The organism is Phyllobacterium sp. (assembly GCF_037994425.1).
In the GTDB taxonomy this organism is placed as follows: domain Bacteria; phylum Pseudomonadota; class Alphaproteobacteria; order Rhizobiales; family Rhizobiaceae; genus Phyllobacterium.
This window is the reverse complement of sequence record NZ_JBBNAM010000187.1, coordinates 1-10967: the sequence shown is the minus strand read 5'-3', so window position 1 is coordinate 10967 and position 10967 is coordinate 1. Positions and strand designations below refer to the sequence as shown.

Here is a 10967-nt window from a genome sequence, read left to right as displayed (position 1 = left end):
GAGCCGAGGAAGTGATTGCCGGGGCCGACCTCCTCGAATGCGTCGAATGCCAGCGTGTTATCATCGACTGCGACGCCGGCGAAATAGGAATGAAGGGCGCCGCAAAGGTCGGTATCCATCACGAACTTCTCGTAGGACATGGAGAGCAGCCCATCGAGGAACCCTGCCGAATGGAGGATAAAGTTCGCTCCGCAGTGGACGGCCGACAGCATGGACATCAATCCTTCTTGCATGGCCTGACCATCGGGCAGCTTGGAATTTGAGAAATTGCCGGCACAGCGCAAAGGAAGTTTCAGCCGTCGTGCGAGCTGGCCGACGACCATGGAGCCGACGGCAGGTTCGGGGGTTCCGAATGTCGGCGATCCGGATCGTAGCGACATGGAAGATAGGAAGTTTCCGAAGATGACTGGGGCGCCCTTCCTTTCGAGCTGCGTCAAGGCGCAACCTGCGAGCGTCTCGGCATAGGACTGTGCAATGGCTCCCGCATTGGTGACGGGGCCCATTGCACCACCAAGAATGAAGGGCACGATGACTGCAGCTTGGTTGGCGCGGGCGTAGGCGCGTAGAGACTTCGTCATGGTGCCATCCCAGACGAGCGGAGAGTTCACGTTGACGTTGCCCAGGATGACGCAGTTCTGGTCAACAAACTCGGCACCGAAAAGGATGCGTGCCATTTCGACCGAGTCCTCCGCGCGCTCCTCCGCCGTCACTGATCCCATGAATGCGCGATCTGAATACTTGATATGGCTGTAAACCATATCTAGGTGACGTTTGTTGACTGGAAGGTCAACAGGTTCGCAGATCGTACCGCCAGAATGGTGCAGCCAAGGGCTAGTCTGGGCAAGCTTGATGAAGTTGCGGAAGTCCTCGATCGTGCCATAGCGACGGCCTTTATCGAGGTCCATGACGAAGGGCGAGCCGTAGGCGGGCGAAAAGACGACATTGTTCCCTCCGATCTGGACGCTGTTTGCAGGGTTGCGGGCGTACTGGGTGAATTCGCTCGGCGCGGAGGAGACGATTTCGCGAAGCATTCCTGGTTCGAAGCGGACAAGGACACCGTCCACCTTGGCTCCAGCCCGCTTGCAATGATCGACCGCAACGGGATCGTCGCGAAACTCTATCCCGACCTCGGCTAGGATGCGGTCTGCCGTGCGCTCGATCTTCTGGAGGTTTTCTTCCGACAGAATGTCGTATGTCGGGATGTTTCGAACGATATAGGGCACACCGTGAGGTTTTGCCGCGCCATCGCGTCGCGCGGTTCGCCCGCGTCTGCCCGCCTTTTCCTCGGTCATCGTAGCCTCCATAATTCTGTGTACAGGCTAGAACGACTTGATGGCTTTGTAACGCTGGAAAAATTTGTCCATTCGATCGCACTTTTCTAGTGAGGAGGGTCAACGAGTCAGCACGATGGAAGCTTCAATGCCGCAACCGATGCTGTCGCGATAGCGTTCTAACCAAAAATCTGTGTTTCCTATTTTGCGATACGCCCCGTCGGCGCACAACGCATTGCCGTCTCGATGACCTGATAGGGAGGGTGCAGAAACTGATCAGAAGCAAGGCCCGCCGCGCTAGTCCGCTTTGAAAGGAACCGAACCGCGGACTGCTAGAAATGCATCGTAGTTGCGTCTACTCCTCGCCAAACTCGAAGGGTCACATCTGCCATGCAGAACACGTAGAATGCGAACCCGACCGCTTTCGGGAAAAGTCAAGGAGACGACGAACGGCTTGGGCGATCTCCTCTTCTATGTGGACCGCGCCTTCGGATTCTCTCTTTTCATGTAGATGAAAATGCTCAACGGGGCACTGCGCCTCTGGACTCCCCGTCCTCTGTTCCTTGCCATTAATGGCTGAGACATGCCATTAAAGTCTGAGACGCAAAGCGGCCGCGACGCACTGCTTCGCAGCGCAGGCAGACTTTGCACGATGCGCAGTAGAGGAACGCTAAGATTGCCTCTCCGTCAGGCAGGCCCACACATTTTGAGGAGAACTCATGTTTGACCACGTCAAATTCGGAGTGAGCGACTATGCAGCGAGCAAAGCGTTCTTCCTCAAGGCACTCGAACCCCTCGGCGTAGCTGTTGTATCGGAGGGGCCGCCGACGTACGGCGTCGAGCTTAGCCCAAAGGGTAAGGCTTCATTGTGCCTGTACCAAACCGAGGAGAAGCCGGCGCATCTTCACTTGGCGTTCACGGCCGAGGATCGCCAGCAAGTCGAAGCCTTCTATCGCGCGGCTCTGGAGGCGGGTGGCAAAGATAATGGTGCGCCTGGTCTGCGTCCGCACTACCACCCTGACTACTATGCAGCTTTCGTCATTGGCCCGGACGGGCACAACATAGAAGCGGTTTGCCACGAACCTGAGGCCTAACCTGAATCTGTTAAAGTAAGGGGTGCATCGGACCCGCGAATCTGAGAAACGGCTTTTGTTACAAAGGCTTACCAGATTCGTTACGGAGGCCAGGTGCAAATTTATTGAGCGTTTGCGTGAAGCGCTGCGCGGCGCTCTTGTCCAGCCACGACATTGGCGCCAATCTGTGCCAGACTAAGGGGTTCGAACCATCGAAGGCTTCTAGGACGCGGAACGCCTTCTCCACCGATCGCACCATCAGTGAAGAAAGCAACGACACCACCGTTCAGTGGGTTCTCTCGAGGCGTTCCATTGTAATTGCTCCATCATGCATTGTCGGCGCCGCGGTGTAAATTCCGCCGAGCGCCGAGACGACGTGGGTCAAGAGCGAACAATAGCCTTGAGATATTCGTTTCCCGCTGCCATGAATTTTGGCCCTCAGGTCAGCGTGTTAATGCCTATACCATTCAGCCACGATCAGCCCATGAGGCGTGCACGAAACAACGTGCAGCCGTCCGTCAGGCGCGACCTGGAGATATCCCGGAACCCGGCCTCGGTCATCCACGCGCGATACTGACCTTCAGTGTACGATTCGCCGTAGCGATAGAGGTTCAAGAACGTGAGATTCAGAAAGACACCCTCAGGCGGGCCGAGACGGTCGTCATCGACGACGCCCCAGCCCGCAATTGCAATCTCGCCTCTTGGTGTGAGGCAGCGCGCCGCGTTCAGGATCGAAGTGCGCGCCTGGTCCGGCGGAAGGACCTGGACGACGGCCTTCAGGATCGCCAGATCGTGCCGACCGATCGATGGCGCGATAGTTATGTCCCCCTCTTCGACAACCACGTCGTCGGCACCGTATTCTGACAGAATATCTGGCGCGACCGCTGCGACCGTTGGGAGTTCCATCAGCGTCGCCGCAATCTGCGGCCGCCGCTCGCGAAGTCCGACGAGAATGGTCCCGGGGCCCCCGCCGATGTCGATCACCGAACTGATCGCCGAGAGGTCCATCTCCCGGGCCAGATGGCGGCCGAAAATCACGCCGCCCGGTGCGAGCATGCGACTGAAGGCCACCGCGGCCTCAGGCCCCGCTTCGGAAAAGTCGTGCAGCGCAGCCGGCCGGTTCTGTCGCAGCGACTCTGCGGTCCGCAGGTCGGCTCCCCAGAGCTCGCGCAGGAGCGCATGATCGCCGCCGCGATAGGTCGGCTTGGACGCGTCGAGGAAGGCCGTCGCTTCGGCTCCGTTGCGAAAATGACCATCCTTGACTTCGAGGAGACCGATGCTGGCGAGCGCGTAGAGGAGCCGCGACAGACGATCGGGCTCGATTTTGAGCGCGGCACCAAGCGTGTCAGCAGTCACCGCGCTGCCACCGAGCTGGGTGAAGATGCCAAGGTCCAGCCCGGCGCGAAGCGCCAAAGCGGGGGGCACCGCTGCGATCAGGTTGTCGATACGATCAGAATCCACCATGTCCATCCCCTTCCGCAATCTGGTTGCTCGGGCGCCACTTCAGTTTCGGTGTAATAGACAAACTAAATTTTCTTGCGCCCCATCCTTTAAATGGGAACTGTGAATTTGTTTCGATGCGCATCGCAGATGTTTAAAGAAATTCGTCCTGGCAAGACGTTATTTTGTAATTTTGCGCTGATCTTTTATCTTTGGATAGCTGTGCCATCATCTGACCACACGCTCCACTCGCACGGTTTGAATTTGGTTTCGCCCCTTCAGACCGACGCTCTGTTCAACTTGTGAACTAGCCGTTTGGGGCGTTAGGAACGCAAGCGTCGCCGTTGCGGCAAGGCTCGGTAAGCGCCCCCGAAAGCATGATCCAGCGCAAGCCGCGCCTGGCGCAGAATGCGGGCGGTGTCCCCGGTGGACCGAACAATCCGCTTGGTGCATGTGCCCTTCATCTCTACAAAGACGGACGCGACACCATGTTCCGCCTGCACGGGGCACAAACGAGTGATGGTCGATCGGCCTGGCCGTCTCGAACGGGGTGCATCCGTCGCACAAATGAGGACGCCCTTTATCCTACGAGCAACTCTGTTGGGGACACCGGTGTTCATCATTTAGTGATCTCCGGTTTGCGCCTGTGTCGGCTCGCCGTCCTTTGGACGGTGGGCTTTGCTGATTCTAGCCACGACCCGGCCTGTTAATCCTGATTGTGGTAAATCGGACACTACCTGAGTGTTTCCTGCACCTGGTCCTAGTGTTCACCATTGTTTGTGGGTAGCGTGCCGTTGTTGGCCTACTCGCCGTTGAGGAAAAAGGATTTGCGGATGAAGAGAATTCTAGTCGCCGTAGTCGCTGTACTAGCGGTTGCCAGTTTAAGTGCCTGCGGGTCAATCGGAAAAGGGAAGGCTCCACCGCCTGAGCCGGCTCCTGCTGTAATTACCAAATAGCTGACCCTCGTTCCGTATGGGGAAGGCGTCGCATGATTCCTTCCCCATCTGGCATGTGATTCGGACTAAGCCGGCGAAGAAGCCTCGACTAGGGTAGTAGCCAGCGCTTCGATGCCTTCCCGATCGGCAGCCTCGAACCTTCCAGGCGATGGGCAAGGAATTTCCTTCGATAGCGACGCTTGATCCGAGAGTTTGCCCGCCAATCGGCCCGTCGAAGGGGAACGGTGACTCGGATGTATTGCGATTGTGTCTGCATTATCGCCGTAGACGCAAACCGTGGTCTATTTGTTGGAGGTGTTGCCGGCATCAATCTCGGCCCGACCCTATCCAGAGAAACCGCGGACAAATTACGGACAGCCATCCATCACGCAGTCGATACTCATTTGAATGTTGATGTCGCGTCTGAAGAGAATAATGGGCAAGGCCCATAGGGCGAATTGATTGATCATCAATTGGTGGGTGCTTTGAACGTTACCGTGCGTGGAGTTGCTGTCTTCTCCGCGGCCGAATCAGTTCGATCTCGGCTTTAATGTTGCGGGCGACGCATAATTCCTGGATCTGTGCGATGTCGCCGATTCCAGGCTATTGAGGACGTCGCCGATTAGCTTTTCAGTTGTGCCAAATTTATCGACGTTCGAAACTAGGCAGCCTTGCTCGCTGACCAGTTGCGCAGTCTTTTCCTCGAACCAGAAGCGTGCATTCGACAACCATGCCTTCCCTGAGGCTGTCGCGCTGTAGTGCCTTACCCGCTCGCACAAGGTTGACCTCTAAGCACCTTTCGCAATCGAATGCGTCGCCCCCTCACAGGTGGACCGCGGTCCTCATGGTGTCCCCTCACAAAGGAGCATGGTCCTCCAGTACTTCTTCGCCCGACTATCTTCATGGGCGTCATTCAGATCGCGGCCGGCTTTCTCAAGCTCGGTCGGGTCATGCGCTTCGTATCTCGCGCGGTCATCAATGGCTTCGTCAATGCACTGGCATCCTGATCTTCCTGGCTCAAGTGCAGGGGCGGAAAACGGCCATGACTGCTCCGGAAGGGGTAGGGTGGGATGACCGGTCACAAGAGGTCGTAGTATGCCTTTGTTGAACTTGTTCTTGCCAGCCGTGAACTGCGACAATTCAAACCAAGAATTGGTGTTTAACAGACGGCCCTGGCTCGAGTCATCCGCAAATGAAAATCGCTTTCGATAACTGCTATGTTTTTCCTGATCAGTCGGTAACCAGCCGCAAGGGATCGGGGCCCGCGTTCCCACTGGCATGGTGCGGCCTTAAAGTTACAGCGATCATAAGCCGAATGCTGGACGACCATCCCAATGCGACACTACCGGCCAGAGAAATGGTGGCAGGGCTCAATATAAAGCGCCTCGGGGCTACGCGGTTTGGACGCAAGAACATTTTCAGCATCGCGATAGACCTGACCTACCATATCTCCGCGTTCCTTTCGGGCTTATGGAACCTTAGAAGAGGCGATATTTACGTCGTCTGTACCGATCCACCATTGCTGTCGGTCACGACCGCCTTGTCAATTTGCTGGCGTCGCGGAATAAGGTCAGAAATGTCGGAGAAGGCTATCGAGCGCTCCGCGGACTTTATCGTCAAGCGTTGCCGCAAAAGTTTACTTGCAGCGTTGTCGGTATTTCCAGGGCAACGTCGTTCATCCACCGATTGTGCCGCATGAAAATAGTCCACGTCATCTCTTCGATTGATCCCGCCCAGGGAGGTCCCCAGGGCGGTTGCGTGCGATTGGCAGCGGCACAATCGGCGCTGGGCCACGATGTTCATATCGTGAGCTATGGTGGTACCGAAATCCGGAAGCGCGCGTTTCGGTCGGCCGCGCAAGTTCCCAATTTCACGCAAATCCGCTGGCACCTTCTTCCCGATCCAGACCGAGTCGAGCGAGTGCTGTGCCTCAAGGGCTCTGCACAGTTACGCAGCGTGTTGCGCGACGCTTCGTTTGTCCACGTTCACGGAGTATGGGAGCCTATTCTCAAGAACGCAGCAAGCATCGCAAGGCAGTACCATATTCCCTATTGCACAGAGCCACATGGGATGCTTGATGTCTGGAGCATGAAGCAAAAGCGCCTGAAAAAGCGGCTGGCCCTTCTTCTCGGCTATCGCAAGATGCTGGACGGTGCAGAGTTTACCTTGGCGCTCAACGCCGATGAAGCCCGTCTGCTCGAACCGCTCCGGCTCAAGACGCCAAACCTCATCATCCCCAATGGCATATTCCTGGAGGAATTTGCCGAATTGCCTGCAAAGGGGTTCTTTGGCGAACGCATACCGCAGCTTGATGGAAAGCGCGTCATTTTCTTCCTTTCGCGGCTTCATACCAAGAAGGGATTGGATATTCTGGCGGAAGCGTTCGCTCGGATAGCCAGATCGCATCCGCAAGTTGATCTGGTCGTAGCGGGTCCGGATGCTGGCGCTAGAGCCGGGTTTTTGTCACTCGTCAATCAATTAGGTATAGAGAACCGGGTCCATCTGATCGGTCCTCTTTACGGCGTAGATAAATTGCGCGCATTGGTGGATGCCAGCTGTTTTTGCCTTCCGAGCCGCCAGGAGGGCTTTAGCGTTGCCATTACCGAGGCCCTAGCCTGCGGCCTGCCGGCGGTGATCAGCGATGCCTGTCACTTTCCAGAAGTTGGAGCGACAAATGCCGGAATCGTGGTTTCTCTCGATCCGACCGATGTTGCTTCCGCGCTTGCACATGTTCTCGACAACCCGGCAGTGGCATTGATTATGGGGCAAAATGGTCGGCGTCTTGTTCGAGAGAACTATACATGGCCGCGCATCGCCGAATTGACGATCCAGGGCTACTGCGGAGTATAGCATCTAAAAATCTCAAATAAACTGCACCGGCGACGTCACAGTACGGACTGTGAGGACCGGATTGTCAATCGGCACGGAACGTTGATCCCTTATTGGAGTGCGCCCCTGAGGGTGGACAGTGATCAAGCCGCTGTTTTGCCAATCTGCCGGATGTGTTGATCCTCGGATTGCTGCGGACTCAGATAACCGAGCGCCGAATGAAGCCTGGGTCTGTTGTAGGCCTCCTCTACGAAGTGGGAAGATGTTCAACAACATCTTCGGACGTTTCGAAAGCCATCGGTAGACCGCTTCAACCGTCAACGTTTTCATGAAGCTTTCAGCCTTGGCATTGTCATACGGATTTCCCCTGCGACCCATTGAGCCGACCAACTCGGCGGCAGCCAGGGCATCTCGATATATCTGAGCGGCGTATTGCGAGCCGCGGTCGGAATGATGGACGCAGCGCCGCGGCGGCCGGCGACGCTCTATCGCAGACTTCAATGCTGCGACCGTCAGACGTGCATCTATGCTCCGACTGATGGCGTAACCGACGATCAGCCGTGACCAGGCATCGAGGATGACGGCGACTCAGATGAAACGGGTCGGTAGCGCGCCGTAAGTGATGTCGGAAACCCAGAGTTGGTTGGTACCGCTCGGCACGATGTCCTTCGCCAGATTCGGAAAGGTCGGGCCATCAGGATTGCTGTCGGTGGTGGCGACGAACCTGCGTCGCCTCTTGGCCGCAAGTTGTGCTGACACATCAGACGCCTGATCTTCTTGTGGTTCACGACCAGGTCTTCCTGGCGCAGCGCGGCACCAACCCGGCGATAGTCGTAGGACTCGAATTCATCGCAGATGGCGAATGTCGCTTCGACGATGGCGGTATCGTCAGCGATCCTCTCCGGGCTGTCGTAATAGGTAAAATCTTCGTCTGCGGTAACCTGAATTAGCCGTCCGACTTCTCTGCGCTTGCTATTGTTTCATCATAAGCAACGCAACGCAGAGAGAACAGTAATGTCGGCATCAATTCTTCGCATTTCGTTTCATGAAAATTGCATGCTTTCACGAGGGACGCGGCGATGCGATCGTCAACACGGCAGAGTCCAGAACCACCTGCCGATCAGCCTCCATTTCCGCTTCGAGAATGCGCTTCAACAGAATGTCGTTTTCGGTCACCAGACGCCCGCTCCCCGAGTTGCAGGACGGAATGAGATTGACCAGTTCGGCATCGCCATCATTGCGCAGAAAAGCCTCTTCTTGGTCACCGGCGCGCCTCCATCGCCCATTCTACGCTTCATCTGCCGCAGAACTCCCCCCATCACGCTCCATCGCAGCTATGATTGCCGCCTGGACGGACTTGTCCTGCATCATTACGGCCGCGGTCAGAGACCGCAGGCGCTGGCGGGTGTCATAGAGCTGGTCGATCAGTGATAATACGACCGGCAGCGTGTCAGCGTCGATCTCGAGTTCGTAGCGCAATGTGCAGATCAGGCGGACGCGCGCGCATTCCATGTCCGTGAAGAGCAACGTTTTGGCATCCTGGCGCGGCTCGATCAGTTCATCCCGGATCCAGTCTTCAAGATCGCTTCGCTGAAGGGGGGCTATTTGCTCGACAAGGTCATCTACGCGCATCATTCCAGCATTCCCTCTCGCGGATTGTCCGGATTTTTCGGCTGCCAAGTTTCCAAAAACGCGACCAGCTCGGGCTCCATCACGGAGGGCAGAACGACTTTCAGGGTTACCAGCTGATGCCCAAGTTGTCCGGTCTTGAGGTTGCGAATGCCCTTGTCGCGTAGTCGCAGCGCCTTGCCTGTATTCGATCCCTTCGGAATAGTCATGGTAACAGGGCCGTTTATGGTCGGAAGAACGATGCGAGCGCCCAGCACCGCCTCTTTCAGCGTAACAGGTACCTCAACATGAATGTTGTCGTCCTTGCGCAGGAAGAATGGATGCGGCTCGATATGCAACTCGACGTAGGCATCTCCCGCCGGCCCGCCGCCGAAGCCCGGATTGCCCTGTCCTTTCAGCCGCAGCATCTGCCGGTCCTCAGCCCCTTCGGGGATCGTCACCTGCAGCGTCTTGCCCTTAGACAGCGTGATCGAACGCACAGCACCGTTGGCCGCTTCCAGAAACCCGACCGGCAGCACATAGCTCACATCCTGGCCGCGTGCTCGAGACCTGTCTTGTGACCGCCGACCCCCGCCCGCAAACGCCCGCGCAAGGAATTCTTCCAGATCCTCGTTGCTAGCGAACCCATCCTGGGCGGCATGCGAGGCGTATGCAGGCCCGTCGGCGAAATCGCGATAGAACCGCTCCTGCGGCCGCTCTGCACCGCTAGCGTCGATTTCGCCCGCATCGAACCGCCGCCGCTTCTCCTTGTCCTTGAGCAGGTCGTTGGCCGCGGAGATATCCTTGAACTTCTCCTCTGCTGCCTTTTCGTTCGGATGCAGATCGGGGTGGAACTTACGCGCCAGTTTCTTGAACGCCTCTCTAATTTCCTTGTCGGTCGCGGAGCTGTTGACGCCGAGCGTCTCGTAAGGGTCCTTCATGCGCATGTTCCCAATTTACGCCATGGCTCGATCGGTCATTCTCGCATTCCGACGGTACCCGCAATAGCCAAGTTCGTTCAAGTCCGAATTCCCATCACGAGCTTCCATGAGGGCGGTCCGCTTGAAGGGTTCGGTGGCAACTCACGATCTGCGTGACCCGTTCCGATCCGATGGAATAGCTGGCCAACCAGGAAAAGTGTCGCGTTCGTATCCGGCCCGATAAGGACGAGATCGCATTGGCACTGCATTGCAAATCTGGGGGCGATCGCAATTCAATCATACAGCCGCAACGCTGACGAAGAAATTCCTGCCAGCGGCGCCTCGACGGGGCATACTTTGCCACATAACCTTGGCAAAAAGCCATTTCCATCAGCTTGTCCGGAAATAATCGCGGCAACAACATAGCAATGCGGAGTAACTGTAATGTCCTATAGAACAATCCTCGCGAATCTCAACATCGATGGCCCCGCCGCTCCCTTCATTGAATTTTCTGTCAGTCTGGCCACACGGTTCAATTCGTATCTCGTTGGGTTTTGTGCCGCCAACATCACACCTCCGGTGACGACGCCAGATGGTATGGTGATTGAGGGTGAAACAATGCGGTCTGAGCGTGAGGAAATTGAAAACCGCCAAAAGAAACTACATCATGATTTCGATACCATTATAGGTACAACTGTTTCACACGAATGGCGTGAAGCGGTGGTCTCCCCAACCCAGCTGCTCATTGAAACGGCGCGTGTCGCTGATCTGATCGTCACGGGTTCCAACAACAGTTCCGTGTTGATCACTCCCGATCGTTGTATCAATCTTGGCGATCTTGTGCTGCGGGCGGGAAGGCCAGTATTGGTGGCGGCAAAAGGCGCCACGCGC

The 10967-nt window shown here is 56.6% G+C and carries 11 protein-coding genes and 3 pseudogenes; 8 read left to right on the top strand and 6 right to left on the bottom strand.

Features of this window, described 5'->3' with window-relative positions; all coding sequences use genetic code 11:
• Positions 1–1292, bottom strand: a 1292-nt coding sequence (locus AAAB35_RS13395; RefSeq protein WP_340668763.1) for a trimethylamine methyltransferase family protein, incomplete at its 3' end; no start/stop codon positions are given.
• A 698-nt stretch (positions 1293–1990) separates the two neighbouring features.
• Between AAAB35_RS13395 and AAAB35_RS13390 the strand changes: the two genes are divergently transcribed.
• On the top strand, positions 1991–2365 hold the full coding sequence (locus AAAB35_RS13390; RefSeq protein ID WP_340668762.1) for a VOC family protein: 375 nt from the start codon (positions 1991–1993) through the stop codon (positions 2363–2365).
• A gap of 58 nt (positions 2366–2423) precedes the next feature.
• Here AAAB35_RS13390 and AAAB35_RS13385 read toward each other — a convergent pair whose 3' ends face one another.
• On the bottom strand, positions 2424–2603 hold the full coding sequence (locus tag AAAB35_RS13385) for a helix-turn-helix domain-containing protein (RefSeq protein WP_340668764.1): 180 nt from the start codon (positions 2601–2603) through the stop codon (positions 2424–2426).
• 218 nt (positions 2604–2821) lie between these two features.
• Positions 2822–3808 carry a methyltransferase gene (locus AAAB35_RS13380; protein WP_340668761.1) on the bottom strand — a complete coding sequence of 329 codons (987 nt, stop codon included), beginning with the start codon at positions 3806–3808 and terminating at the stop codon, positions 2822–2824.
• 350 nt (positions 3809–4158) lie between these two features.
• Between AAAB35_RS13380 and AAAB35_RS13375 the strand changes: the two are divergent.
• The 5 genes and pseudogenes from AAAB35_RS13375 to AAAB35_RS13355 all read left to right on the top strand — a co-directional run.
• Positions 4159–4368: pseudogene (locus AAAB35_RS13375) on the top strand (L,D-transpeptidase); the annotation flags it as partial.
• 249 nt (positions 4369–4617) lie between these two features.
• On the top strand, positions 4618–4740 hold the full coding sequence (locus AAAB35_RS13370) for an ABC transporter (RefSeq protein WP_340668760.1): 123 nt from the start codon (positions 4618–4620) through the stop codon (positions 4738–4740).
• A gap of 872 nt (positions 4741–5612) precedes the next feature.
• Positions 5613–5743, top strand: a pseudogene (locus tag AAAB35_RS13365) (SulP family inorganic anion transporter); the annotation flags it as partial.
• Positions 5744–5911: 168 nt separating this feature from the next.
• Positions 5912–6418: a hypothetical protein gene (locus AAAB35_RS13360; protein ID WP_340668759.1), complete on the top strand. Its 507-nt coding sequence runs from the start codon at positions 5912–5914 to the stop codon at positions 6416–6418.
• On the top strand, positions 6415–7569 hold the full coding sequence (locus tag AAAB35_RS13355) for a glycosyltransferase (RefSeq protein WP_340668758.1): 1155 nt from the start codon (positions 6415–6417) through the stop codon (positions 7567–7569). Before AAAB35_RS13360 ends, AAAB35_RS13355 begins: the two co-directional genes overlap by 4 nt.
• Positions 7570–8136: 567 nt before the next feature.
• On the opposite strand, the gene AAAB35_RS13350 is transcribed toward AAAB35_RS13355, so the two are convergent.
• On the bottom strand, positions 8137–8307 hold the full coding sequence (locus tag AAAB35_RS13350; protein ID WP_340668757.1) for a hypothetical protein: 171 nt from the start codon (positions 8305–8307) through the stop codon (positions 8137–8139).
• Here AAAB35_RS13350 and AAAB35_RS13345 point away from each other — a divergent pair.
• The gene (locus tag AAAB35_RS13345) at positions 8298–8498 is read left to right on the top strand and encodes a hypothetical protein (RefSeq protein ID WP_340668756.1); all 201 of its coding nucleotides are present in this window, start codon (positions 8298–8300) and stop codon (positions 8496–8498) included. The two genes, AAAB35_RS13350 and AAAB35_RS13345, sit on opposite strands and share 10 nt — an antisense overlap.
• A gap of 337 nt (positions 8499–8835) precedes the next feature.
• Here AAAB35_RS13345 and AAAB35_RS13340 read toward each other — a convergent pair whose 3' ends face one another.
• Positions 8836–9183 (bottom strand): hypothetical protein, encoded by a 348-nt coding sequence (locus AAAB35_RS13340; protein WP_340668755.1) that lies wholly within the window; start codon positions 9181–9183, stop codon positions 8836–8838.
• Positions 9180–10097: a J domain-containing protein gene (locus tag AAAB35_RS13335; protein WP_340668754.1), complete on the bottom strand. Its 918-nt coding sequence runs from the start codon at positions 10095–10097 to the stop codon at positions 9180–9182. Before AAAB35_RS13335 ends, AAAB35_RS13340 begins: the two co-directional genes overlap by 4 nt.
• 423 nt (positions 10098–10520) lie before the next feature.
• On the opposite strand from AAAB35_RS13335, the pseudogene AAAB35_RS13330 reads away from it, so the two are divergent.
• Positions 10521–10967: pseudogene (locus AAAB35_RS13330) on the top strand (universal stress protein); the annotation flags it as partial.